At 67.9% G+C, this 25,018-nt stretch carries 25 protein-coding genes; 9 read left to right on the forward strand and 16 right to left on the reverse strand.

All coding sequences use genetic code 11. The features are described 5' to 3' along the window. Positions 1 to 66 precede the first annotated feature (66 nt). Positions 67 to 636 carry a TetR/AcrR family transcriptional regulator gene (locus tag NGR01S_RS12560; RefSeq protein ID WP_063036390.1) on the forward strand — a complete coding sequence of 190 codons (570 nt, stop codon included), beginning with the start codon at positions 67 to 69 and terminating at the stop codon, positions 634 to 636. Between the two features lie 40 nt (positions 637 to 676). Here the strand turns inward: NGR01S_RS12560 and NGR01S_RS12565 are convergent, their stop codons facing one another. From NGR01S_RS12565 to infC, 8 genes are all read right to left on the reverse strand, one after another. Beyond that, positions 677 to 1,504 carry a TrmH family RNA methyltransferase gene (locus tag NGR01S_RS12565; protein WP_063036391.1) on the reverse strand — a complete coding sequence of 276 codons (828 nt, stop codon included), beginning with the start codon at positions 1,502 to 1,504 and terminating at the stop codon, positions 677 to 679. Positions 1,505 to 1,623: 119 nt separating this feature from the next. Further along, a complete protein-coding gene (locus NGR01S_RS30935; RefSeq protein ID WP_157107238.1) occupies positions 1,624 to 1,824 on the reverse strand; it encodes a hypothetical protein in 201 nt (66 codons plus the stop codon). A 105-nt stretch (positions 1,825 to 1,929) separates the two neighbouring features. Beyond that, positions 1,930 to 2,556 (reverse strand): dihydrofolate reductase family protein, encoded by a 627-nt coding sequence (locus NGR01S_RS12570; RefSeq protein WP_063036392.1) that lies wholly within the window; start codon positions 2,554 to 2,556, stop codon positions 1,930 to 1,932. Further along, positions 2,553 to 3,026, reverse strand: a complete 474-nt coding sequence (locus NGR01S_RS12575) for an SRPBCC domain-containing protein (protein ID WP_063036393.1) — start codon at positions 3,024 to 3,026, stop codon at positions 2,553 to 2,555. Before NGR01S_RS12575 ends, NGR01S_RS12570 begins: the two co-directional genes overlap by 4 nt. Then, positions 2,941 to 3,360 carry an ArsR/SmtB family transcription factor gene (locus NGR01S_RS12580; RefSeq protein ID WP_084480790.1) on the reverse strand — a complete coding sequence of 140 codons (420 nt, stop codon included), beginning with the start codon at positions 3,358 to 3,360 and terminating at the stop codon, positions 2,941 to 2,943. Before NGR01S_RS12580 ends, NGR01S_RS12575 begins: the two co-directional genes overlap by 86 nt. A gap of 196 nt (positions 3,361 to 3,556) precedes the next feature. Continuing rightward, positions 3,557 to 3,937 (reverse strand): 50S ribosomal protein L20, encoded by a 381-nt coding sequence (gene rplT / locus NGR01S_RS12585; protein WP_039823954.1) that lies wholly within the window; start codon positions 3,935 to 3,937, stop codon positions 3,557 to 3,559. Between the two features lie 113 nt (positions 3,938 to 4,050). Next, positions 4,051 to 4,245, reverse strand: a complete 195-nt coding sequence (gene rpmI / locus NGR01S_RS12590) for a 50S ribosomal protein L35 (protein ID WP_030523709.1) — start codon at positions 4,243 to 4,245, stop codon at positions 4,051 to 4,053. Positions 4,246 to 4,388: 143 nt separating this feature from the next. After that, positions 4,389 to 5,033 carry a translation initiation factor IF-3 gene (gene infC, locus NGR01S_RS12595; RefSeq protein ID WP_063036558.1) on the reverse strand — a complete coding sequence of 215 codons (645 nt, stop codon included), beginning with the start codon at positions 5,031 to 5,033 and terminating at the stop codon, positions 4,389 to 4,391. A 336-nt stretch (positions 5,034 to 5,369) separates the two neighbouring features. On the opposite strand from infC, the gene NGR01S_RS12600 reads away from it, so the two are divergent. Further along, complete coding sequence (locus NGR01S_RS12600) at positions 5,370 to 5,918, forward strand: DinB family protein (RefSeq protein WP_063036394.1); 549 nt, start codon at positions 5,370 to 5,372, stop codon at positions 5,916 to 5,918. 9 nt (positions 5,919 to 5,927) lie between these two features. Further along, positions 5,928 to 6,269, forward strand: coding sequence for a DUF1844 domain-containing protein (locus NGR01S_RS12605; protein WP_030523712.1), 342 nt, complete (start codon positions 5,928 to 5,930; stop codon positions 6,267 to 6,269). Between the two features lie 192 nt (positions 6,270 to 6,461). Here the strand turns inward: NGR01S_RS12605 and uvrA are convergent, their stop codons facing one another. Both uvrA and NGR01S_RS12615 read right to left on the reverse strand, forming a co-directional pair. Continuing rightward, positions 6,462 to 9,467, reverse strand: a complete 3,006-nt coding sequence (gene uvrA / locus NGR01S_RS12610) for an excinuclease ABC subunit UvrA (protein WP_063036395.1) — start codon at positions 9,465 to 9,467, stop codon at positions 6,462 to 6,464. Positions 9,468 to 9,836: 369 nt separating this feature from the next. Next, on the reverse strand, positions 9,837 to 11,009 hold the full coding sequence (locus tag NGR01S_RS12615) for a beta-ketoacyl synthase N-terminal-like domain-containing protein (protein WP_245664561.1): 1,173 nt from the start codon (positions 11,007 to 11,009) through the stop codon (positions 9,837 to 9,839). Between the two features lie 155 nt (positions 11,010 to 11,164). On the opposite strand from NGR01S_RS12615, the gene NGR01S_RS12620 reads away from it, so the two are divergent. Then, on the forward strand, positions 11,165 to 12,496 hold the full coding sequence (locus tag NGR01S_RS12620) for a diguanylate cyclase domain-containing protein (RefSeq protein ID WP_063036396.1): 1,332 nt from the start codon (positions 11,165 to 11,167) through the stop codon (positions 12,494 to 12,496). 126 nt (positions 12,497 to 12,622) lie between these two features. Continuing rightward, positions 12,623 to 14,953: a HelD family protein gene (locus NGR01S_RS12625; protein WP_084480792.1), complete on the forward strand. Its 2,331-nt coding sequence runs from the start codon at positions 12,623 to 12,625 to the stop codon at positions 14,951 to 14,953. A gap of 79 nt (positions 14,954 to 15,032) precedes the next feature. Here the strand turns inward: NGR01S_RS12625 and NGR01S_RS12630 are convergent, their stop codons facing one another. From NGR01S_RS12630 to NGR01S_RS12640, 3 genes are all read right to left on the reverse strand, one after another. Beyond that, positions 15,033 to 15,485, reverse strand: a complete 453-nt coding sequence (locus NGR01S_RS12630) for a universal stress protein (protein WP_063036397.1) — start codon at positions 15,483 to 15,485, stop codon at positions 15,033 to 15,035. Positions 15,486 to 15,817: 332 nt separating this feature from the next. Beyond that, positions 15,818 to 16,231: a DoxX family protein gene (locus NGR01S_RS12635; protein WP_063036398.1), complete on the reverse strand. Its 414-nt coding sequence runs from the start codon at positions 16,229 to 16,231 to the stop codon at positions 15,818 to 15,820. 57 nt (positions 16,232 to 16,288) lie between these two features. Then, positions 16,289 to 17,167, reverse strand: coding sequence for a DUF6597 domain-containing transcriptional factor (locus tag NGR01S_RS12640; protein WP_245664562.1), 879 nt, complete (start codon positions 17,165 to 17,167; stop codon positions 16,289 to 16,291). Positions 17,168 to 17,258: 91 nt separating this feature from the next. On the opposite strand from NGR01S_RS12640, the gene NGR01S_RS12645 reads away from it, so the two are divergent. Continuing rightward, positions 17,259 to 17,729: a VOC family protein gene (locus NGR01S_RS12645; protein ID WP_063036567.1), complete on the forward strand. Its 471-nt coding sequence runs from the start codon at positions 17,259 to 17,261 to the stop codon at positions 17,727 to 17,729. 29 nt (positions 17,730 to 17,758) lie between these two features. Here NGR01S_RS12645 and uvrB read toward each other — a convergent pair whose 3' ends face one another. Further along, the gene (uvrB, locus tag NGR01S_RS12650; RefSeq protein ID WP_281179742.1) at positions 17,759 to 19,951 is read right to left on the reverse strand and encodes an excinuclease ABC subunit UvrB; all 2,193 of its coding nucleotides are present in this window, start codon (positions 19,949 to 19,951) and stop codon (positions 17,759 to 17,761) included. 135 nt (positions 19,952 to 20,086) lie between these two features. Here uvrB and NGR01S_RS12655 point away from each other — a divergent pair, with 135 nt between their 5' ends. Continuing rightward, positions 20,087 to 20,611: a ribonuclease FAU-1 family protein gene (locus tag NGR01S_RS12655; protein ID WP_063036399.1), complete on the forward strand. Its 525-nt coding sequence runs from the start codon at positions 20,087 to 20,089 to the stop codon at positions 20,609 to 20,611. Positions 20,612 to 20,694: 83 nt separating this feature from the next. On the opposite strand, the gene coaE is transcribed toward NGR01S_RS12655, so the two are convergent. Beyond that, on the reverse strand, positions 20,695 to 21,897 hold the full coding sequence (coaE, locus tag NGR01S_RS12660) for a dephospho-CoA kinase (RefSeq protein WP_063036400.1): 1,203 nt from the start codon (positions 21,895 to 21,897) through the stop codon (positions 20,695 to 20,697). 181 nt (positions 21,898 to 22,078) lie between these two features. Here coaE and NGR01S_RS30215 point away from each other — a divergent pair, with 181 nt between their 5' ends. After that, positions 22,079 to 22,291 carry a hypothetical protein gene (locus NGR01S_RS30215; protein WP_084480794.1) on the forward strand — a complete coding sequence of 71 codons (213 nt, stop codon included), beginning with the start codon at positions 22,079 to 22,081 and terminating at the stop codon, positions 22,289 to 22,291. A 173-nt stretch (positions 22,292 to 22,464) separates the two neighbouring features. Here NGR01S_RS30215 and rpsA read toward each other — a convergent pair whose 3' ends face one another. Then, positions 22,465 to 23,931: a 30S ribosomal protein S1 gene (rpsA, locus tag NGR01S_RS12665; RefSeq protein WP_063036401.1), complete on the reverse strand. Its 1,467-nt coding sequence runs from the start codon at positions 23,929 to 23,931 to the stop codon at positions 22,465 to 22,467. A 167-nt stretch (positions 23,932 to 24,098) separates the two neighbouring features. On the opposite strand from rpsA, the gene NGR01S_RS12670 reads away from it, so the two are divergent. Further along, positions 24,099 to 24,968 carry a class I SAM-dependent methyltransferase gene (locus NGR01S_RS12670; RefSeq protein ID WP_063036402.1) on the forward strand — a complete coding sequence of 290 codons (870 nt, stop codon included), beginning with the start codon at positions 24,099 to 24,101 and terminating at the stop codon, positions 24,966 to 24,968. Positions 24,969 to 25,018 lie beyond the last annotated feature (50 nt).

Below are 25,018 nucleotides of genomic sequence, written 5' to 3' on the forward strand. Positions count from 1 at the left end.
TAATTTCCATGACGGTATGCATCGACTGATAACATGTCAAGAGCGCACGAGACGACGAGGAGGACCATGCCGGAATCGACGAGCCGGACCAGGATGACCGCCGGCGAACGGGGGGCCCAGGTACTGACCGCGGCGGTCGATGCCTTCGCGGAATCCGGTTACGCGGCCACCCGCACCGACGAGATCGCCCGCCGGGCGGGAGTCTCCCAGCCGTACGTAATCCGCCTCTTCGGTTCCAAACAGCGCCTGTTCCTCGCCGCGGTCGCCCGGGTCTGCGACCGTATCGAAGAGGTCTTCACCGAGGCGGCGGCGGGCGCCGGGCCCGAAGCCTCCCTCGACTCGCTGTCGGAGGCCTACGACCACTTCCTCGCCGAGCGCACCCTGCTCCAGGTCCTGCTACACGCCTTCGCGGCGGCCGGCGATCCCGATATCGGCCCGGTCGTACGCGACCGGTACGGCCGCATCTACCGGCTCGTCCGGGAACTCACCGGCGCTCCGACCGCCGACACCCGGCGATTCCTCTCGACCGGGATGTTGCTCACCGTGATGTCCGCGCTGCGGGTCACCGGCCCGGAGGCGATCGCGGCCGACTGGGCCCAGGAGATCCTCGCCGATCTGTACGAGCACGGGATGTGAATCCTCGCCGCCCGAGGGTCCGGACCGGCCGGCTCCGTGATCAGCCGCGTCCGAAGCGGGTACGCGAGTTCGCGTAGAGACAGATCGCGGCGGCCGTGGCCAGGTTCAGGCTTTCGGCCCGCCCCCGGATCGGGATCCGGATACGGTGCCGGGCCCGGCGCGCGATTTCCGGGTCCAGGCCGTGTGCCTCGTTGCCGAACAACCAGGCGACCGGCCGGGTGAAGAGTTCACCGGCGTCTTCGAGATCGACCTCACCGGCGGCGGTGGTCGCCACGGTGGTAATACCCGCGGCCTCGATACGGTCCAGCACCGCGGCGGTATCGCGGGCGCGCACGATCGGGACGTGGAAGAGGCTGCCCGCGCAGGACCGGACGCATTTGCCGTTGTGCGGATCCACACTGTCACCGGCCAGCACCACGGCGTCCACGCCGACCGCGTCCGCCACCCGGATGAGGGTGCCGGCATTGCCCGGGTCGGCGATCGCCACCGGCACCGCAAGTATGCGTGGAACGCTCGCCCCGGAAGCCGTGGACACGATCCGGTCCAGCGGCACATCGACCAGATCACAGACGGCCACCAGACCGGGCGGCGTGACCGTCTCCCCGAGCGCCTGCGCGGCCCGGTCGGAGACCAGGGTGGTGCGTACCCCGTCGGCTTCGGCGCCGGCGATCAGCGCATGCTCCCGGGTGGCACCCTCGGCGGAATAGAAGAGTTCGCGGACCCGACCGGCCGCGAGCGCGGCACCGACGGAATTCGCGCCTTCGGCAAGAAATCTACCGGCCCGCTTACGCGCTACGCCACGGTGGAGCTTGACGGCGGCGACCACACGGGGATTCCGCACATCGATGGGTTCATATCGGTCGGGCACCAAGAGATCGTAGAGGGTGCCGATGCCCGGAGCCGCTACCCACCGAGACCGGCCCTCGTTCCGCCGAGGCCCGTTACCGGTCCCGGAACGAGCAACGAGCCACCGCGTCGCCGCAAACCTTACGAGGAGAAGGTCTCCAGGAATTCGCGGACGAAGCACAGCGGGCAGATCGGATCGAACGGTGCCGTGGTCGTTTCGATCCGCTCGGTGGGCGGGGCGGAACGCACCGCGATCCCCTCCGCGGCCGCCGAGGCAGGCGGCAGGCCGATCGCCAGCGAAACCACGCCCGCGGCAACAATACTCAACGCCCTACGTTTCACAGTCGCTCCTCGGCCTCATCGTCGCGAGCAATCACCGTATCAACCCGGTCCGGCCGCGCCCATACCCCGAATCCGGGGTCCGGACACGACCGGACCGGAATCATCTCAGGCGTACTGGGCGACACCGTCGAATTCGGCGAGCGGCGCGGGACCGGTGACCTCGTATTCGAGCAGGAGCAGGCCGCGAGGGGTGGCCTCGTGCCCGGCCAGGCGCAACCCCGTGGCCGGCCCGGCGCCGGCGAGCAGCCGCCGGCCCGTCCGCAGTACGGTGGGCGCGACGACCAACCGGACGGTATCGACCAGGCCGGCGGCGAGCAGGGCGTCACCCAACCGGGAGCTGCCGTGAATCTGCAGTTCCCGGCCGGGCCGGCGCAAGAGTTCCGCGACCGTGGCAACCGGATCACCCGGTAGCACGATGGTCGGGTTCCACTCCGCGTCGGACAGAGTGTCGGAGACCACATATTTGGGCAGGGTGTTCATCCGCTCCGCGAACGGGTCGCCGGGATCGGTGATGGCGGGCCAGTCCCGGGCGAAAGCCTGGTAGGTGCGACGGCCGAACAGCAACCCGTCGGCGGCGTCGAGCCATTCGGAGGTCCGCCGGACGAAGACCTCGTCCAGATACGGGACCAGCCAGCCGCCCCGATCGAAACCGTCGCTGCTGTCCCCGGTGGGCGAGCCCGGCCCTTGCGCGACGCCGTCGAGGGTGAGGAACTCGGTCAGGACGAGTTTCATGCCCGGACCTCGCTCTCGACGAGTTCGGCGAGCTGACCGGTAACCGTGCCCCAGCCGTATTCGAAGCCGAGTTCTTCGTGCCGGGCCCGGGTGGCCGGATCACCGTGCCGGACCAGCACGTGATAATCGGTACCGTCCGGATGATCCCGCAGGGTGATCTCGGCGGTCATCACGATCTCCCCGGTGGCCGGACGCCAGCCGCTGTCGAGCGCGGTGGTGAAGACCAGGCGTTCCCGTTCCTCGGCCACGAGGAAGCAGGCGTCCAGATGCGGGACGAATTCGCCGTCGTCGGTGCTCATCCTGGTCACGAAGGCGCCGCCCGGGCGGACCTCCAGCCGTTCGACGCGGCAGCGGGCCGGGGCGGGCAGCCACCAGCGGGCGAGATCATCGGCGTCGGTCCAGGCGTTCCACACGCTGCGACGCGGTGCGCGGATCACCCGGTGCAGGGAGAGGTCGAGATCGGGATTCATCGGTGGGCTCCTCGGTTGTCAGCAGGAATTGTTCGAGTCGATCTGTGCGCGCTTCCCACACCTGCCGCTGTTCGGCCAGCCAGCCGTCGATCAGCGCGAACCGGTCGCGATCGAGTTCGCACCGGCGCACCCGTCCGGTTTTGATCGTCCGGATCAGCCCGCTGTTCTCCAGCACGCGCAGATGCTTCATGAAGGACGGCAAGGTGATCGGCAGATCCCGGGCCAGTTCGCCGACACTGGCCGGACCGGCGCCGAGTCGCTGGACGACCGCGCGCCGCGAAGGGTCCGACAGTGCGGCGAACACACCGTCCAGCGATTCCAAATACTTTGCCATATGGCTAAGTATTAGCGACTGCCCCCGCCCACCGCAAGTCCGGCCACGCCACCGAAGTCCGCGGACCCCTCGGCGCCGGACACCACCACACCGACCCCACCGGCAGCCCGGAAAACGCGAAAGGCCCCCTCCTCGGAAGGAGGGGGCCTTCTACACCAGCGGGTCGGGCACACCGGCCCGGACCCCGAACGACGACTCAGGCAGCCGGGGCGTTGACATCCTCGGGCAGCGCGGCCTTGGCGACGGCGACCAGGCCGGCGAACGCCTCGGCATCGGAGACGGCCAGTTCGGCGAGGATCTTGCGGTCGACCTCCACACCGGCGGCCTTCAGGCCCTGCACGAAACGGTTGTAGGTGATGTCGTTGGCGCGGGCCGCGGCGTTGATCCGGGCGATCCACAGCTTGCGGAAATCACCCTTGCGGGCCCGGCGGTCCCGGTAGGCGTAGGTGAGCGAGTGCAGCTGCTGTTCCTTGGCCTTGCGGTACAGGCGCGAGCGCTGCCCGCGATAGCCCTTGGAGGCCTCGAGGATGGAACGGCGCTTCTTCTGAGCGTTGACGGCCCTTTTGACGCGTGCCACTGGTCAGTCCTAATCGATCTTGGGGGTGCCCGGTCGAGCGCACCCGAGTGGGTCGGTTCTTCGGCGTCCGGTCGCGGATGCGGTACCGGACGGTATCGGTCCCGGGAAGGGGATCAGATACCCAGCAGCTTCTTCACACGGCGGACGTCGGACGCGGCGACCGACTCCGTGCCGTCCAGACGACGAGTCCGGCGGGTGGGCTTGTGCTCGAGCAGGTGCCGGCGGTTGGCCTGCTGACGGCGCAGCTTGCCCTTACCGGTCACCTTGAAACGCTTCGAAGCGCCGCTGTGGCTCTTCATCTTCGGCATGGCAACCTCAATCTGTGTCGTGCCCGCGCAGGGGCGGACCAGGTGTACTGATCAGCGTTATTGCGGGCTCGACGCAATACCGCTGCGGCGTTCGCCGCGTTCTGTGCGGCACCGCGCCGCAGTGTGCACGGCAGACGCCGTTGTTATTGCGCGACCGGCCGACCGGCATTCGGCGCCGCGCCGCCGGGCTGCGACCGGACCGAATCCTCGGCGGCCTTGGCCCGCGTCTTCGCGCCCTTGTGTGGGGCGAGGACCATCGTCATGTTGCGGCCGTCCTGCTTGGCCGAGGTCTCGACGAAACCCAATTCCGCCACGTCGGAGGCCAGCCGTTGCAACAGCCGGAATCCGAGTTCGGGCCGGGACTGTTCGCGCCCCCGGAACATGATGGTGACCTTGACCTTCGACCCCGCCTCGAGGAAGCGCACCACATTGCGCTTCTTGGTCTCGTAGTCGTGATCGTCGATCTTGGGCCGCAGCTTCTGTTCCTTGATCACGGTCTGGACCTGGTTCTTCCGGGACTCGCGCGCCTTCTGCGCGGTCTCGTACTTGAACTTGCCGTAGTCCATGATCTTGCAGACCGGCGGACGTGCGTCCGGCGCGACCTCCACGAGGTCGAGGTCTGCTTCCAGGGCGACGCGTAGTGCATCTTCAACACGCACGATCCCAACCTGTTCACCGCCGGGTCCGATGAGCCGGACCTCGGGAACACGGATGCGATCGTTGATGCGGGTCTCAGTGCTGATGGGGCCTCCTAGGTCTAGCGGTGTCGTCCGACGACCGCTCGCAATGAACCCCTTGTTCAACACAAAGGCCCCGGTGCGGTATTTCACCGCCACGAGGCCCGATGTCGACCGGTCCACGCAGGACATACACGCCTGCGCCGCGATCACGCCGGAGCGGTATCGCCAACCCACCCGGGAAGGGCGGAGGACCGGACCGTTTGACCAGGCGATCACTCGCCGGCAACGGTGGGAGTCGGGCTCCACTTTCATGCCCCGGACAGGACCGGGGCGGTCGTCGCCGAAAATTCTAACAGCCGAGGTTCCGATCCGACGAATCGTGTCCCGGACCCCCGACCGTAAACCGCTTGCCCCGCCGCCGGCGGCCTGCCAGGCTCGACGGCCATGAGCAGCCGACGTGACCTGCTGCGCTGGCAATTCGACTTCGTCTGGTCGTTGGCCCAGCTGCATTTCGAGGCCCTGACCGACGACGATACGCACTGGACATCCGCCGCGGTGAGCTGGACCGTACACCGCGGCGCCGACGGCCGCTGGCGACCGGATTTCGCCGAGACCGAACCCGATCCCGTGCCGGTGCCGACCATCGGCTGGCTCACCTGGCATATCGACTGGTGGTGGAGTTCGGCCGTCGCGCACGCCGAGGGCAGGCCGGTACCCGAGCACACCGAGGTGTACTGGGCGGGCGATATCGCCGCGGCACTGGCCCGTCTGCACACCTTGCGCGAGCAATGGCTCACGGTGCTCGATCGCGCCGGCGACACGGAGCTCGACGCCGCCACTTCCTATCCCTGGCCGGCGGAGGCCGGGCTGACCGTCGCGCACCTGGCCGCGTGGGTCGACGCCGAACTGATGAAGAACGTGACCGAGATCGGCCAGTTGCGCATGCTGCGCGCCGCCGGACCGGTGCACCGGCCCCCGACGGCGGTTCTCTAGCCTGGGACCATGACCGAACAGCCCGAAGGCGATGTGCGCGAACTGGCCGAGATCCCGGCTGTGGAGGTGATCAGCCGGGCCGCCGTGATGCTGATGAGCTCGGCGGCGGAAAAACTCGGGCTCGGCGACGACGACCCGGACAACAGCCCGCGCCGTGATATGGACGAAGCCCGGCGGGTGATCACCGCGCTGGCCGGGCTGATCACCGCCTCGGTGGAATACCTCGGTCCGCACGCGGGACCGTTACGGGAGGGGCTGCAGTCGCTGCAGAAGGCGTTCCGGGAGAGTTCGGCCGTACCCGACGCACCCGGCGCCGGCCCGGGTGAAAAGTACACCGGCCCCGTCTACTGACCCCGAACACGGCGCCCGGCACCACCTCGTCGACACGATCGGTGACGAAGCTCCCGTCTTCGCGGCACGCGCGCTGCCGATCCGGCCGCACGCCGCGGCGTGGGCCCCGAAACACCCATGCGTGCGGGCCGCGCACCGGGCCGATCCACCGCTTCGGCCCCGCCCGGTAGCACTCCGAGCGGGGCACCCCGGTCAGCGCAGGGCGGCGGCCTTACGCGCCAGCCGTTTGGCTTTCTGCGGGTCCGGGACCTTCGCGACCGGCTCCTCGGTCGCGGCGGCCTTCTTCTTCCCCGACGAGGCGGCCTTTCGCGCCGCCGGAGCCGCCTTCTTCGCCGGAGCGGACGGCTCGGCCAGGATCTCCTTCAGGAACTGGCCGGTGTAGCTGTCCGGGTTGGCCGCGATGTCCTCGGGTGTCCCGTCACCGACCACTGTGCCGCCGCCGGAACCGCCCTCGGGACCCATATCGATCACCCAGTCCGCGGTCTTGATCACATCCAGGTTGTGCTCGATGACGATCACCGTGTTGCCCTTCTCCACCAGGCCGTTGATCACCGCGAGCAGTTTCCGGATGTCCTCGAAGTGCAGGCCGGTGGTCGGCTCGTCGAGAATGTAGACAGTCCGCCCGTTGGAGCGTTTCTGCAGTTCGGCGGCCAGTTTCACGCGCTGCGCCTCACCACCGGACAGCGTCGTGGCGCTCTGCCCGAGCCGCACGTACCCCAGCCCCACATCGACCAGGGTCGACAGGTAGCGGTGGATGGAGGTGACCGGCTCGAAGAACTCGGCGGCCTCCTCGATGGGCATATCGAGAACCTCGGCAATGGTCTTGCCCTTGTAGTGCACCTCGAGGGTTTCCCGGTTGTAGCGGGCGCCGTGGCAGACCTCGCACGGCACGTACACATCGGGCAGGAAGTTCATCTCGATCTTGAGCGTGCCGTCGCCGGAGCAAGCCTCGCACCGGCCGCCCTTCACATTGAAGGAGAACCGTCCCGGTTGGTACCCGCGCACCTTGGCCTCGGTGGTGGAGGCGAACAGGCTGCGGATCTTGTCGAACACCCCGGTGTAGGTGGCCGGATTGGACCGCGGCGTACGCCCGATCGGCGACTGGTCCACCCGCACCAGCTTGTCCAGTTGATCGAGCCCGTTGACCCGGGTGTGCCGGCCCGGCACCTGCCGGGCGCCGTTGAGTTTATTGGCCATCACTGTCGCCAGGATGTCGTTGACCAGCGTGGACTTCCCGGAACCGGAAACGCCGGTGACCGCGGTGAGCACACCCAGTGGGAAAGCCACATCGATCCCCCGGAGATTGTTCTCGGTGGCCCCGACCACGGTGACCCGTCGTTTTTTGTTCACCGGGCGCCGCATCAGCGGGATCTCGATCCGCTCCCGGCCGGACAGATAGGCGCCGGTCAGGGAGTTCTCGTCGGTGAGCAGATCGGCGTAGGTGCCGCTGTGCACCACCCGGCCGCCGTGTTCGCCGGCCAGCGGGCCGATATCGACCACCCAGTCCGAGGCCCGGATGGTGTCCTCGTCGTGCTCGACCACGATCAGGGTGTTGCCGAGGTTCTTCAACCGGGTGAGTGTCTCGATGAGGCGCCGGTTATCGCGCTGGTGCAGACCGATGGACGGCTCGTCCAGCACATAGAGCACCCCGACCAGACCCGATCCGATCTGGGTCGCCAGCCGGATGCGCTGCGCCTCACCACCGGAGAGGGTGGCCGCGGCCCGGGACAGGGTCAGATAGTCCAGACCGACGTCGAGCAGGAAGCCCAGCCGCGCCTGCACCTCTTTGAGCACCTGGCCGGCGATGGCCGCCTGCCGTCCGCCCAGGGTCAGCGCGTTGAGGAACCGCGAGCAGTCGCGGATGGACAGTTCACTGACCTCGGCGATCGACTTCCGCTCCGCATCCGCGGTGAGGGTGACCGCCAGGATCTCCGGGCGCAATCGTGCCCCGTTGCAGACCGGGCACGGCACATCGCGCATATAGCCCTCGTAGTGCTCCTTCATCTGCTCGGATTCGGTGGAGTCCAGCCGCCGCTGCAGGAACGGCATGACCCCTTCGAAATCGGCGTAGTAGGAGCGCTTCCGGCCGTAGCGGTTGGTGTAGACGATATGCACCTGATCGGAACTGCCCTCGAGGACCGCCTTACGTGCTCGCGGCGGCAACTCCCGCCAGGGGGTGTCCAGATCGAAGCCCTGGGCCGCCGCCAGCCCGGACAGCAGCCGCAGGAAGTATTCGGCACTCTGCCCGCGCGACCACGGCGCGATCGCCCCGTCGGCCAGGCTCAGCTCTGGATCGGGCACCACCAGTTCGGGGTCGACCTCTTTGCGGATACCCAGGCCGGTGCAGTCGGGGCAGGCGCCATAGGGCGAGTTGAAGGAGAACGAGCGCGGTTCGAGGTCCTCGATATCGAGGGGGTGGCCGTTCGGGCAGGCCAGTTTCTCGGAGAAGCGGCGCTCCCGATCGTGCGCGTGCTCGTCGCGGTCCACGAAATCGAGCACCACGATGCCGTCGGCGAGACGTAGCGCCGTTTCGATGGAATCGGTGAGCCGCTGTTTGGCCGTCGGTTTCACGGCGAGGCGATCCACCACCACCTCGACATCGTGCTTCTCCTGCTTCTTGAGCTTCGGCGGATCGGTGAGCGGATAGACCACCCCGTCCACCCGGACCCGGGCGTAGCCCTGCGCGTGCAACTGGTCGAAGAGGTCGACGAACTCACCCTTGCGGGTACGCACCACCGGCGCCAGCACCTGGAACCGGACGCCCGGTTCCATCGCAAGGACCTGGTCGACGATCTGCTGTGGGGTCTGTTTGGCGATCAGCTCCGAACACACCGGGCAGTGCGGGACTCCGGCACGGGCGTACAGCAGCCGCAGATAGTCGTGGACCTCGGTGATGGTGCCGACCGTGGACCGGGGGTTGCGGTTGGTGGATTTCTGGTCGATCGAGACGGCGGGCGAGAGCCCCTCGATGAAGTCCACATCGGGTTTGTCCATCTGGCCGAGGAACTGCCGGGCGTAGGCCGACAATGATTCCACGTAGCGGCGCTGCCCCTCCGCGAAGATCGTGTCGAACGCCAGACTGGACTTCCCCGACCCGGACAAACCGGTGAAGACGATGAGACTGTCGCGGGGCAGATCGAGGTCGACCCCCTTGAGGTTGTGCTCCCGAGCTCCGCGCACAGTCAGGCGTTCCGCCACCAGGTCGGTCCCTTCTCGTCATCGTTCGTCGTTGCTGATGCCGCGCCCGTCGCACCGTGTGGGTCACACCGTGTCCGCGACAGCGCGGTGAACGGCCCGATCCGCCCGGCCGGTATCCGCGGCCCGGGCCGCAGGGCGGGCCCGCGGGTGATGGTAGGACCGGCCACCGACAAGTTTCGCCGGACGGCCGTCCCGGGCAGTTCACGGGACGTGACCCGACCGCCGTGCCTCGCTCGAGGGCGCCCCCGGCATGATTTCGGGGCGGCCGGCAACCGGCGGCACGCGCCGGCCGGGCTCACCAATCCAGAGTAGGCCAACCCCCGGTGTCCAGGGGGCGTGGCACCGGCCACTCCCACCCCGGCCCGGCCGTCAGGCGGCCGGACCCAGGATCACCGTGGAGTTGTTCCCGCCCATTCCGAGCGACAGCTTCGCGGTGAGGCCCGGACCCGCCGGGGCCGGCCCCGTCAACAGCCGGGGATGCGCCGGCGCCACCGCGGGCGGTGCCGGGACGATCCCGCGCTCGTACCCCAGCGCCGCGGCCGCGAGCTCCACGGCACCCGACGCGGACTGGCAATGCCCGACGAGTGGCTTCATCGAGTACACCGCGGGCCGGTCGTCGAAGACGCGGGCGAGCACATCACGTTCGGCCAGGTCGCACTGGGCGGTCCCCGTACCGTGCGCGTTGAGGTACCCGATATCGGCCGCGGCGACACCCGCGTCGAACAGTGCGTCCCGCACGCAGTCCACGATTCGGTCGTGGCTCGGTTCCACCGAGACCACGTGGTGGGCTTCGCTGTTCATCGCTCCGCCGAGCACCTGGGCGTAGGCCCGGCCGGATCCGCGGCTCAGGACGTACCCCACCGCGGCCTCCCCCACGCTGAATCCCCGGCTGTCCTCTTGGAACGGCCGGCAGCCCTGCAGCGATTCGACATCGACCACGGCGGCACCGAGTTTCGCGAACTGCCGTACCAGTTCCGGGGTGGCCGACAGATCCGAGGCCACGCAGACCACATCGTCCACCAGGCGGGCGGCCAGCCACAGCCGCGCCTGCAGTATCGCGACATTGGCCGAGCTGCACGCCGCCGACACTCCCATCACCGGGCCGGTGAACCCGAACGCCTGCGTCACCACGGAGATCGGGGTGGACGGCAGCAGCCGCAGAAAGTCCCGGCCGCGGAATCCGGCGCCGGCGGGACCCACGAAGTCCCGGTGATGCCGGACGTCGCCGAGCACGGCCGCGTGCACCAGCCCGACTCGCGCACCGGGTTCCCAGCCGCGGGCCCGGGCATCGGCCACCGCCTCGTCGACCGCCGCGAACACCGCGCGTCCGTACCGGGTGCCGTAGGCGGGGTCGCCGCCCTCGGGTACCAGCGCGGCCCAGCCCCCGTTCGCGGGGTCGATTCCGTAGCCGGGTTCGAACCGGGCCGCGGAGCGCCCGCTCAGGATTCCCTCCCAGAACGTTTCCCGCCCCCAGCCGTATCCGGTGACCGCACCGATCCCGGTAATCGACATAAGATCGTTGCTGAATCCGGTCCCCGCCATGACAATCTCCTCGCCGGTTCCCGCCCTCGGCACCGCCGGGAACACGTCTTGGCGTGATCAATCGAGATCACGTCCACTATGTCCGATTTTATGCGTGTGGATACCGGAGTAGAGCCGTGTTTGAATGTCCGGGTCCGCCGACGATGGGGGTTGGTATGGGAGAGCGCAGGGCGTCCGCCGCCGAGCAACTCGCGCATCGGTACCGCTCCTTGGTCGAGCACTCCCCCGACGGCATCTGTGTGCACGAACGCGGCATCGTCGTCTACGCCAATCCGGCGTGCCTGCGGATCATGGGCGCCAAGAACCTGGCCGAGGTCCTCGGGCAGCACATCGCCCGTTTCGTACACCCCGATTTCCGCCAGCCCATGTACGAGCGCATCGCCGGCCTGACCGCGACGGGTAACGCGTCCGAACCCACCGAGATGGTGTTACTGGCACTGGACGGGCGCGAGGTTCCGGTGGAGACCGTCTCGGTGCTCACCGCCTGGCACGATCGCCTCGCCTACCAGGTGGTGATCCACGACCTGACGGCCCAGAAAGCGGCCGAACGCGCCCAGCGGCGGGCCGAACAGCACTTCACCACGGTGGTCTCCCAGCTCGAGGAAGGGGTAGCGGTCATCTACCGGGACGGCACCATCGCCTCGGCCAACCCCGCCACCCGCCGCATCTTCGGAATCGACGACCGGATACCGCTGGTGGGCTCCAATATCACCACGCTGCCCTTGGAACTGCTGGACTCGAACGGCCGGCCCATGCCCAAGGAGCGGCATCCGGTGGCGCGCACCCTCGCCACCGGCGAAACCGTCACCGCGTACGTGTTCGCGGTGGTCCGCCCCGACGGTCAGCGCCGCTGGCTGGCGGTGTCGAGCCGGCTGCTGAATCCCGACGAGCAGGGCACGGCCGCGGTGTGCTCGTTCGCCGATATCACCGAATACCTCGCCAGCCGCCGGCAGCTCGAATACCAGGCCACCCATGATCCGCTCACCGGGCTGGCCAACCGGTCGCTGATCCTGTCCCAGCTGTCCGGCGCGCTCGCGGCCAGCAGCACGCATCAGGTGTCCACGGTGATGTTCATCGACCTCGACGGCTTCAAATCGATCAACGACACAATGGGCCACGCCATCGGCGACACGGTGCTGCGGATCGTCGCGCATCGGCTACAGCGCGCCCTGCGCAGCGACGATCTGGTGGGCCGGCTCGGCGGTGACGAATTCCTGGTCCTGCTGGCCGGACGTCCCGGCGACGACGAGTTGGAGCCGCTGGTCCGGCGCTTGCGGGCGGCTATGGCCGAACCGATCGTCGCGCGGGGACACCGGATCGCGGTGAACGCGTCCATCGGGGTGACCACCCTGGAACCCGGCGATACGCGCACCCCGGAAGGGGTCCTGCACGATGCCGATGTGGCCATGTACGAAGCCAAACCGCCGAGCCGGCGCGACGGCACACGCGGCCGCGGATTGCGCGGCGACAACTCGCACGTCTCGTGATCGCGCCGAGGTGACCTGCGGGAACAACATCCAATACGAACCCGCAGTAGACTCGACAACTCTGTGCACGCCATCCCGCCGTGCCCCGCCGAGCCCGTCCCGCCGTGGGTGAGAAGGAGTCAGGACTTGCCCGACAACCGCACCGAGGAACGCCCCATCGAACCGGCTCCCGACGAGGCGCCCCCGGATACGGCGACGCGGGACCTCGACCACGAACAGGCGTACCTGTCGGTGCTGTACGAGCGGCTCGACGGTATGCGCGCCTACGCCGACAATCGGCTGCGCACCGTCCTGCTGGAGACCGGCGGGACCCCACAGGCCCGCACCGAACGCGAGTCGTTCACCCAGCTCTATACCGAGGACCTGGCCAAATACGATGCCGCCGAGCACGGCCTGTGTTTCGGCCGCATCGATCTCACCGCCGCGGACGACGATCCGGAACAGCGCTATGTCGGCCGGCTGGGCATCCTCGACGAGGACAACGACTACGAACCCCTGCTACTCGATTGGCGGGCTCCGCTGGCCCGGCCGTTCTACCTGGCCACCACCGCGGCACCGGACGGGGTGCTGCGGCGCCGCCACATCCGCTCCCGCAACCGCCGGGTGACCGCGGTCAACGACGAATACCTCGATCTCACGGCCGCACACCGGGCCGGGGTCACGACCTCCGACGGCGGCGTCGGCAGCGAGAGCGCGCTGCTGGCCGCGCTGAACGCCGCCCGCACCGGCCAGATGGCCGACATCGTGGAGACGATCCAGAGCGAACAGGACGCGATCATCCGCGCCGAGCACAAGAGTGTGCTCGTCGTACAGGGTGGCCCGGGTACCGGTAAGACCGCGGTCGCCCTGCACCGCGCCGCCTACCTCCTGTACACCTATCGCCAGCAACTGGCCAAGAGCGGCGTCCTCATCATCGGCCCCAACGCCACCTTCCTGGACTACATCGGTCAGGTGCTGCCGTCGCTCGGTGAGACCGGGGTGCTGCTGTCCACCATCGGCGATCTGTACCCGGGGGTGCAGGCCACGCTCGCCGACTCACTGCGCGCCGGCGAGCTGAAGGGCTCGACGAGTGTGCTGGACATCCTGAAGAACGCCGTACGGGATCGCCAGCAGGTGCCGAGTGAACCGATCACCCTGAGCTTCGACGGCTATCCGGTGACCCTGGACCGCAAGATCGTCACCCGGGCCCGCGGCCGGGCCCGTTCCTCGCGTCGCCCGCACAACCTGGCGCGGCCCATCTTCGCGTCGATGGTGATCGAGGCACTCACCGACCAGCTAGCGCAGACCATGGGCGCCGATCCGTCCGGTAACGGCCGCAGCCTGCTCAGCGCGGCGGACCTGTCCGAGATCAGCGACGAGTTGCGCGCCGACCCGAAGGTCGGGCGTGTGCTCGCCGAGTTGTGGCCGATGCTCACTCCGCAGCAGGTGCTGGGCGATCTGTTCAGCGACCCGGACCGCCTGGAGCGTGCCGCCGGCAAGGTGCTGGAGCCGGCCGACCGGGCCGAACTGCTGCGCACCGGTACCGGCGAGTTCAGCGCCGCCGACGCCCCGCTGCTGGACGAACTCGCCGAACTCCTGGGCACCGACGACGCCGAGGAACGCGAACGCGCCCGGCGGCGCTGGCGCGCCCAGCTCGCCGAAGCGCAGGACGCCCTGGACATCCTGACCGGCTCGGCCCCGCAGGACCTCGAGGACGAACTCGACCCCGAGATCCTGATGGCCTACGACCTCATCGACGCGAGCCAGCTCGCCGAACGCCAGCAGGTGCGCAACCGCCAGACCACCGCCGAACGCGCCGCGGGTGATCGCACCTGGACCTACGGCCATGTGATCGTGGACGAAGCACAGGAACTGTCGGAGATGGCCTGGCGCATGGTGATGCGCCGGATCCCGAACCGGTGGATCACCGTGGTCGGCGATATCGCGCAGACCGGTGATCCGGCGGGCGCGAGCTCCTGGGCGGACATGCTGGAACCGTATGTGGCCAAACGGTGGAAACGCACCGAGCTCACCGTCAACTACCGGACACCGTCGGAGATCATGGCGGTGGCGGCGGATGTACTGGCCACGATCGACCCCACCGCCGAGGTGCCGCGCTCGGTCCGCGATTCGGGGGTGCCGCCGCGGGCGCACCGGTTACCGGCGGCGCACCTGTCGGCGAACCTGGCCGGCCTGCTCGCCGCCGAACAAGGACCGGGCACCGCCGCGGTGCTGACACCCGCCGCCCTGGTCGACGAATTATCCGGGCTGGCAAGCGAATACGTGCGCGTACTGACAGTGACCGAAGCGAAGGGCCTGGAGTTCGACGCGGTGTATCTGGTGGAACCGGGTGCGGTGATCGCCGAATCACCGCGCGGCCGTAACGATCTGTACGTCGCGATCACCCGCGCCACCCAGCGGCTCACCGTGGTGCACAGCGCCGACCTTCCCCCGGAACTGCGCCGGCTGGCCGAGTGACGCCGACCGGCCGCCGGAACGCGGCCGCCCCGCCCGGAAACCGAGTTCTGGGCGGGGCGGGCGATCCGTGATCGCGGTATCAGCGGACGGTGTGCACGATCAGCACATCGGACTTCGATTTACGCGCCACATCGGAGGGCACAGAGCCCAGCAGCCGGCCGGCCAGGGTGTTCAGGCCGCGGTTACCGACAACGAGCAGATCGGCCTGGGTCTCTTTGACCAGGTCGAGCAGGGAGTCGACCGGTTCGCCGACAATGGCCTTCTCGACGATCTCCTTGGCCCCGGCGGCAACGGCCTTGTCGCGGGCCGTGCGCAGGATCTCGTTGGTGGGCGCCGAACCACGCACCTGGTACGCCTCGTCCTTGAGCATATCGCTCGCGGCGGCGACGTCACGGTCGTCGGTCGGGTAGTAGGCGCAGGCCACGATCAACGTCGAGCCCGCGGCTCCGGCCAGTGACGCGGCCTTTTCCACGGCGACGTACGACGAGTCCGAGCCGTCGGTACCGACGACAATGGTCCGGTAGGCGGTCATTCTCTCCTCCAACTGTGCGGGGTATAAACGCGGCTGCACCGATTCCTCGTGGAATGTCGGACAACGGCGCAGCGACTGCGTAGACCATAGCCGGAACACCGGCCCGAATATCCCGATTCGTTGTACATCACAGACGTGTTCGACGGCGGTGACGTTTCACATTTCGCCTCGAACGAACGATGACCGCCGCGTCTACCTGGTACTTCTGCCGCCGGCGGGGGTAAACCTGTGAGGGTTCACAAAGAAAGCGAACGTCCTTGGCGCCGTGGGACTTTCCTCACAGTACCGGCGCTCGCCGCGTCCGGCGGGCACCGGCACCAATTCGGCCTCGATCAGAGGGAGAACAGCGGACCGGTAATCGTCAGACCCAATTCCTGGGTGTGCGCGAAAAACGCGAACAACATCAGGCAGGCACCGGCGAGAGCGAGGTCCTTGTTGAACTGGATCGTCTCCGCCTGGGTGGCCTCTGCTTCGGTTTCCTTCCAGAAGGCGTGCATCATGATCATGGTGGGGACCAGCATGATCAGCAGCAGCAGGGCACCCAGGTCGGCCCAGATCCCGAACAGGATGCTGATACTGCCCAGCAGCATGAGCACCCCTGATCCCTGTACCGCCAGTTCCGGCACCGGTACCCCCTTGGCACGCGCGTAACCCGCCATGGCCTTGGTCTGGGTGAAATGCCCCAGCGCCGAACTCAGGAACAGAATGACGAACATCACGCGGCCGATCAACACCACGACATCCATGCAGAGCTCCTCATCTGTCGCCGACGGTACCGTTTCGCCCGAGAGGTGCTCCGGCGATTATGAGGCCGGCATGACCTTGGAGGTCACCTCATCGCGCGAGCGTATCGAATTCTTGGCATATTCCAGTGGAGCCATTCCGACTTCGGCGGTGAACTCACGGGTGAAATGCGCCTGATCGAAATAACCGAGTTCGGCCGCCAGCGCGGCGAGATCCGCGATACGACCGCGGGCCAGTAGATCGGCTCCGTCCTGTAATCGATAGCGCCGCAACACCCATTTCGGACCCGCACCGATATAGCGGCGGAACAGCCGCTGCAGGGTGCGCACCGGTACTCCGAATCGCTCGGTGACCTGATCGACCCGGGTCAATCCGGGATCGCCGGCCATCGCGGCGGCGATCGTCAGCACGAGCCGGTAGCTGGGGTCGTCCCGGCGCGCCCGGCTGCCGAGATATTCCTCGACCACGTGGCGGCGGCCGGGGTCGCCTGGTTCGGCGAGTACCCGGTCGACGAGGTCGCCGGTACCGGGGAGTACCTCGGCCAGCGGTACGGCGCGATCCCGGAACGCGCCGACATCGAGCCCGGTGAACGCCCCGAACCCGCCGGGCCGGAACCGGACACCGAAGGTCTCCCCCCGGCCGCTGAGTTCGCGGACGTACTTCCGGGTGCAGACGCCGTTGACGAAACCTGCGCGGTGGTCGCCGTCGCATTCGAAGGTGATGTGTACACAGGGATAGGGCAGGACCTGGGCGCGGTAGGACGCCCGGCCACGCACATCCCAGCGCACCGACCAGTACCAGTCCACATAGTCCGATACGGCACCGCCCGCCGCGAGCCGGTTCAGCGAGCGGTACCGCTCCTGTTCATGGGGGTGCAGGATCGCCTTGCGGTCACCGGCCGGGGGCACGGCGGTCGCCGGTAACCCCGCGTCAGCCACGGTCGTGGCCTTCCGCACACGGAACTGTCCGTCTCGTGAGCTGTCGCTTTCTTACAAGAATCCACGCCCCCGGCGCGGCAGAGTCATGGGCATGAGCGAAACAGTCGATCCCATTCCCGCGGGCTACCACTCCATCACCGTCTACATCGCGGTCTCCGACGGCAACGCCGCCATCGATTTCTATACCGCGGTATTCGGTGCCGAGGTGATCTCGCGCAACGATATGCCCGACGGGCAACCCGCCCACGCCGAACTGAAGATCGGCGATTCCACCATTCAGCTCGGACTCCCGGTACCGGACCAGAACGTGCTCGCGCCCAGCGGCGACTGGGTACACACCTCGCTGGTCCACTACTGCCCCGATGTCGACGCGGTGATCGCCCGCGCCCGCGAGCACGGCGCCCGGGTGGCCGAGGACCCGGCCACGTTCGTCACCGGCGACCGCTACGGTGCCCTGAAGGACCCCTTCGGTCATCGCTGGGTCGTCATGACCCGGGTCGAGGACGTCTCCCGCGAGGAGGCCGAACGCCGGGTGAACGAATGGATGGCCACGCAGGCCTGAGCCCGGTGGCCGACGCGGTCCGGAGCCGGTCATCGCAATCCGGCCGCGTCCATACCGCGCAGCTCCTTCTTCAGGTCGGCGATCTCGTCGCGAAGCCGGCCCGCGAGCTCGAACTGCAGCTCGCGGGCCGCGTTCATCATCTGATCAGTGAGCTCGGCGACCAGATCGGCCAGCTCGGCGCGCGGCATGGATTTGATATCGCGCCCCTCGACGATGCCCGCGCTGACCGCCCGGCCGGGTTCGCCCTGGGCCCGCCGGCCACGGCTGGCGTTACGGCCGGAACCACCGACCTCCACCTCGTCACCGGCCTCCGAATAGACCTGGTCGAGGATATCGGCGATCTTCTTGCGCAGCGGCTGCGGATCGATACCCATTTCCGCGTTGTAGGCGAGCTGTTTGGCACGCCGGCGCTCGGTCTCGTCGATGGCGTCGCGCATCGAGTCGGTGATCTTGTCCGCGTACATGTGCACCTCACCGGACACATTGCGGGCGGCCCGGCCGATGGTCTGGATCAAGCTCTTCGTACTGCGCAGGAAGCCTTCCTTGTCGGCGTCCAGAATCGCGACCAGGGACACTTCGGGCAGATCCAGACCCTCGCGGAGCAGGTTGATCCCGACCAGCACGTCGTATTCACCCAGCCGGAGCTGCCGCAGCAACTCGACCCGGCGCAGGGTGTCGATCTCGGAATGCAGATAACGCACCCGCACATCGAGACCGAGCAGATAGTCGGTCAGGTCCTCGGCCATCTTCTTGGTGAGCGTGGTGACCAGGACGCGCTCGTCGCGCTCGGTCCGCAACCGGATCTCATGCACCAGATCGTCGATCTGCCCCTTGGTGGGCTTCACCTCGACCTTCGGGTCGACCAGGCCGGTGGGACGGATGACCTGCTCCACCACCTCACCGCCGGTCCGGCCGAGTTCGTAGTCGCCGGGGGTCGCCGACAGATACACCGCCTGCCCGATCCGTTCTGCGAATTCCTCCCAGGTGAGCGGGCGGTTGTCCACCGCCGAGGGCAGCCGGAAACCGTATTCCACGAGGTTGCGCTTGCGCGACATATCCCCCTCGTACATCCCGCCGATCTGCGGCACGGTCACATGGGATTCGTCGATCACCAGCAGGAAATCGTCCGGAAAATAGTCCAGTAGCGTGGCCGGCGCCGAACCGGCGGGCCGGCCGTCGATATGCCGCGAATAGTTCTCGATACCGGAGCAGAATCCGACCTGCCGGATCATCTCGAGGTCGTACTGGGTACGCATCCGCAAGCGCTGCGCCTCGAGCAATTTGCCCTTGCGCTCGAGCTCGGCGAGGCGTTCCTCGAGTTCGGCCTCGATATCGACGACCGCCCGTTCCATCCGCTCCGGCCCCGCCACATAGTGCGTGGCCGGGAAGATACGCACCGTATCCACCTTGCGCACGACATCCCCGGTGAGTGGGTGCAGATAGTAGAGTTCCTCGATCTCGTCGCCGAAGAACTCGATCCGGACCGCCAGCTCCTCATAGGAGGGAATGATCTCGACGGTATCGCCGCGCACCCGGAACGAACCCCGCGTGAACGACATATCGTTGCGCGTGTACTGGACATCCACCAGCATCCGCAGAAAGGCGTCGCGGTCGACCTCCGAACCCACCTCGAGCAGGACGGAGCGGTCCAGATAGGACTGCGGTGTGCCCAGACCGTAGATACAGGACACCGACGCGACCACCACCACATCCCGGCGCGACAGCAATGCGGAGGTCGCCGAATGGCGCAGTCGCTCCACATCGTCGTTGATCGAGCTGTCCTTCTCGATATAGGTATCGGTCTGCGCGATATACGCCTCGGGTTGGTAGTAGTCGTAATAGGAGACGAAATACTCCACCGCGTTATGCGGGAACATTTCGCGTAGTTCGTTGGCCAGCTGCGCCGCCAGTGTCTTGTTCGGAGCCATCACCAGTGTCGGCCGCTGGAGCCGCTCGATGAGCCACGCCGTGGTCGCCGATTTACCGGTACCGGTGGCGCCGAGCAGCACCACATCGGGCTCACCCGCGGTGATCCGGCGCTCCAGTTCCTCGATGGCGGCCGGCTGATCACCGGCCGGCCGATGCGGGCTGACCACCTCGAACCGCCCACCGGTGCGTTCGATCTCCCCGACCGGACGGAACTCCGATCGGGCCAGCGGAGTCGCTCCGTCGGCCTCGGTCCCGCTGACGCCGGCCGCACGGAGTTCGGTTGCGAATGCCATGCCCCAAGACTAGGCGCGGACACCGACAGAATCCCGTCCGCGACCTGTGCCGGAGCCCACGCCTAGCGGCCGGGCCGGGCGGCCGGGCGGCGGCCTGTACGCGCCCCGGCGGCCCAGTGGGTAGATTCGACAGCTGTGACCGAGGCACCGACCGTGGACGTCCACCGGCCGAAGGTGGAGTACTTCGATATCGCGGAACTGACGAATACCGATCCGAAGGGTTTCGTCCGCGATGTGGAGCGTTACCATCTCGAACCCTGGGGGCTGTACATGGCGCGGACCGCCGACCACCCGCAATTCCACTACATGGAGTCGTGGCTGCTCCCAGAGCTGAACCTGCGCGCGACCGTCTTCCATTTCCATCCGGCCCATCGGCGCGACCAGGACTACTACCTCGATATCGGCGAATTCGGTGAGGTCGCGCCGAAGAAATGGCGCTCGGAGGACCATTATCTCGACCTGGTGGTCCGCACCGGACGGGAGACCGAACTCCTCGACGTCGACGAACTCCTGGCCGCGCACGCCGTGGGCCTGCTGGACGCCCACGCCGCGGAGCGTGCTGTGGCCACGGCCACCCGGGCCATCGACGGTATCGCCGCCCACGGCCACGACTTCCTGGCCTGGACTGCCTCGCTGGATATGCCGCTCACCTGGCGGTGATCCACCGGTCGGCACCACGCGGCAGCCCGGCCGGCGCCCGCTTCCGCGAAGCGGGCGCGCCCATCCGGACACGTCCGCTACCGCTACTCCGGATGCGCGGCCCGCCAGGCGAGCACCCGCTGGTACACGGCATCGAACCAGGGTTCCTCGACCGCCTGGTAGGCCGCGGCCGCCTCGTCTCGATCGAGCCCATCGGCCGCGGCCGCCGCCTTCTGCTTCACCTCGGCGTATTCCGCCCGCGCGGCCGGTTCGGCGCGCAGCCAGTCGCGGAAGGCGAGCGCGAACACCTGCCCGGGCCCGCCGGCGACCCGTAGATGGACGTATGCGGGGCGCCCGGGGTCGGCGCTGCCGTGCACGCGTTTCGCCCAGCTCCCCTTATCCGCCGCGGCCCCGGCGCCGGGCTTCGGACTGTCGTGGGTGTGCTGCGGGATCGCCGGGAAGCCCGCGGCGGCCAGCGCGTCGCGGATACCATCGGCCGCGGCGAGATCCGGCACGGTGATCTGCAGGTCGAGGAGATCTTTCGCAGGCAGGCCGGGCACCGCGGTGGAACCGATATGGTCGATCCGCACCGCGGCGGCACCGGCGGCCACCCGCAACCGCGCGATCAGCCGCTGCGCCTGCGCGGCCCAGTCCGGATCCGGGTCCGCGAGCCGGAGCGCCGGACGTACCGCGCTAGCGGAACGCATATTCGCTTCGAACGGGACCAACCGCTCATCCCACAGCCGCGCCACCGCGGCTTCGACCTCTCCGGCCGGGCCGTTGTTGTCCAGCAGCACATCGGCGGCGGCCCGGCGCTGCTCGTCGGTCGCCTGCGCCGCGATCCGCGCCCGCGCATCGTCCTCGGGTACGCCGCGGTATTCGACCAGGCGGCGGATCCGGGTCTCGGCGGCGACATCCACCACCAGCACCAGGTTCATGAAGGGCGCCATATGGTTCTCCACCAGCAGCGGAACGTCCTGGACCACAATGGCGTCCGGCGCGGCGGCGGCGAAGAGTTCGGCCGTGCGCTGCCCGACCAGCGGATGAGTGATGGAGTTCAGGGTGGCGCGTGATTCGTCGTCGCGAAACGCCCTGGCCGCCAGCGCCGGACGATCCAGGCTGCCGTCGGCGGCCAGAATATCCGAGCCGAACGCCTCGACCAGGGCGGCCAGCCCCGGCGTGCCGACCGCGACCACTTCCCGGGCGATGACATCGGAGTCGATGAGTACCGCGCCCCGGGCCACGAGCGCTCGCGCAACCGTAGATTTGCCCGCTCCCATACCGCCGGTGAGGCCGATTCGTAGCATTCGCTCAGTCTCGCATCCGCCCGTGCCGGCCCGGCGACGAGGTTTCGCGCACTACCGCTCGACACGCCCAGGCGTGGCGGAACGGCGCAAATGTCCTGATTACGCCAGTGTCTGCGTTAGTGTTCGGCCTGAGTGCACGCCCCGATTCACCGCTCCTGTTACGGATAGCAAAGGAACGAGCATGCGCATCAGGTACTACCGCACAGGCCGGCACCGGCTGGGGGCGCCGGGGCGGGTGCACTGTCTCACCATTCCGGCCGTGGCGGCGTATCTGGCGAAGAACCGCCGCCCCTGGCTCAGCCTTTTCACCATCGCGCCCCGCCACAGTCTCGCCGCTCATCGCCCGCGTCCGTCGATCGTCTGGCCGCGCTGGGTCCCGGTCCCGGCAGGTTAGTACCCGACGGACAACGGTGGCCCGGTCCTCGGACCGGGCCACTGTTGTATATGCGGCGCCTCCGGCGCCACGGGGTTGAGGCCCCCTGACAGACGACGCATACGCGAAAGACCCCGGCCCCCTTATGGGGCCGGGGTCTTCCTACGTTCGGCTATCCGCTAGCGGTAGTCGCCTCAGGCGTTACCGGACAGCTTCTCCCGCAGGGCCGCGAGCTGGGCGTCGCTGGCGAGCGAACCGCCGGCCGACTCCTGCTGGCTGACGCTGGACTGCGCGCCGCTCTCGGAGGAGTAGTTCGACGAACCGCCGCCGCCCGCGGCCTCGGCTGCGGCGTCGGCCGCCATCTTCTCCATCTGCGCGGTGTGCATCTTGTGCCGACGCTCCGCCTCGGCGTAGCGGCCTTCCCACTCTTCGCGCTGCTTGTCGAAGCCCTCGAGCCATTCGTTGGTCTCGGGATCGAAGCCCTCGGGGAAGATGTAGTTGCCCTGCTCGTCGTAGCTGTCGGCCATGCCGTACTTCGACGGATCGAACTCGGAGCTGTAGTCCTCGTTGGCCTGCTTGAGGCTCAGCGAGATCCGGCGACGCTCCAGGTCGATGTCGATGACCTTGACCATCGCGTCGTCGCCCACGACCACGACCTGGTCCGGGACCTCGACGTGGCGCTCGGCCAGCTCGGAGATGTGCACCAGGCCCTCGATGCCCTCTTCGACGCGCACGAACGCACCGAACGGCACCAGCTTGGTGACCTTGCCGGGCACGATCTGGCCGATGGCGTGGGTGCGGGCGAACTGCCGCCACGGATCTTCCTGGGTGGCCTTCAGCGACAGCGAGACGCGCTCGCGGTCCAGGTCGACGTCGAGCACCTCGACGGTGACCTCGTTGCCCACCTCGACCACCTCGGACGGGTGATCGATGTGCTTCCAGGAGAGCTCGGAGACGTGCACCAGACCGTCGACACCGCCGAGATCGACGAAGGCGCCGAAGTTGACGATGGAGGAGACCACACCCTTGCGGACCTGGCCCTTCTGCAGCTGGTGCAGGAATTCGCTGCGCACCTCGGACTGGGTCTGCTCCAGCCAGGCACGGCGGGACAGGACCACGTTGTTGCGGTTCTTGTCCAGCTCGATGATCTTGGCCTCGATCTCCTTGCCGACATACGGCTGCAGATCACGGACCCGGCGCATCTCGACCAGCGAGGCGGGCAGGAAGCCGCGCAGCCCGATATCGAGGATCAGACCGCCCTTGACGACCTCGATCACGGTGCCGCGAACGGCCTCGTCCTTCTCCTTGAGCTCCTCGATCGTGCCCCAGGCGCGCTCGTACTGCGCCCGTTTCTTGGACAGGATCAGGCGACCCTCTTTGTCCTCCTTGGTGAGGACAAGAGCCTCCACCTCATCGCCCACGGAAACGACCTCGTTCGGGTCGACATCGTGTTTGATGGAGAGCTCGCGAGACGGAATGACGCCTTCGGTCTTGTAACCGATGTCGAGCAGGACCTCGTCGCGGTCGACTTTGACGATGGTTCCTTCGACGATATCGCCGTCGTTGAAGTACTTGATCGTGGCGTCGATGGCGGCGAGGAAATCCTCGGCGGAGCCGATATCGTTGACGGCTACCTGCGGCGAGGTGACGGTGGTGGGCATGTGGCGGTTTGCTCCGGACGGATTGTGATCGGTTGCGGACATTGAGACTTTCGGTACGCTGCGATACACCCAGCGGCTCCAGGTGTGATCACTTGCGCGTTCAGCGTACGCGACCCGGAACCGGGCGGGCAAACGACCCCCCGCAGCGGATCTATAGGCTTCGTATCGTGTCCGACGACCTCGTTCAAGATCGCCACGCTCAGGCCACCGAACTGCTGGGCACCGCGGGTGCGGCACGCCTCCGGATCGGCTCGGCCGAGAGCGAACGCGCGAACCGGCGCTGGTGGGACGCCGACGCCGGCCAGTACCACGATACGCACGGAGATTTCCTCGGTACCGAGAGCATCGGCGGCGAATTCGTCTGGTGCCCGGAGGGCCTGCACGAAGGCGATATGCACTTCCTCGGCGAGGTCACCGGCACACGGATTCTCGAGGTGGGCTGCGGGTCGGCGCCGTGCGCCCGCTGGCTGGCCGGCCAGGGCGCCCACCCCGTCGGACTCGATATCTCGCGGGGAATGCTGTCACGGGGGCTTGCCGCCATGGCCCGGGGCGGACCGCGGGTGCCGCTGGTGCAGGCGGGCGCCGAGGCCCTGCCGTTCGCGGACGAATCCTTCGACCTGGCCTGTTCGGCCTTCGGCGCGGTCCCCTTCGTCGCCGACTCGGCCCTGGTGATGCGGGAGGTCGCCCGGGTGTTGCGGCCCGGCGGACGCTGGGTATTCGCGGTGAACCATCCGATGCGGTGGATCTTCCGCGACGATCCCGGCCCGGACGGCCTCGAAGCCGTGATCCCCTACTTCGACCGCACGCCGTACACCGAGATCGACAGCGAGGGGCGGTGCACCTACGCGGAACACCATCGCACCATCGGTGACCGGGTCCGGGAAATAGTCGGGGCCGGATTGGTACTCGACGATATCGTCGAACCCGAGTGGCCGGAATGGCTGGACCGGGAATGGGGCCAGTGGAGCCCGCTGCGTGGGCAGTTGTTTCCGGGGACGGCGATATTCGTGAGCCATAAACCCGGCACCCCTCAGTGACCGACGGCCTAGCAGCCCGCTCTCGAAGAGTGGAGTGGGTGGGGTCCTGC

Origin of the sequence: Nocardia grenadensis NBRC 108939, assembly GCF_001613445.1 — a bacterium.
GTDB lineage: Bacteria > Actinomycetota > Actinomycetes > Mycobacteriales > Mycobacteriaceae > Nocardia > Nocardia grenadensis.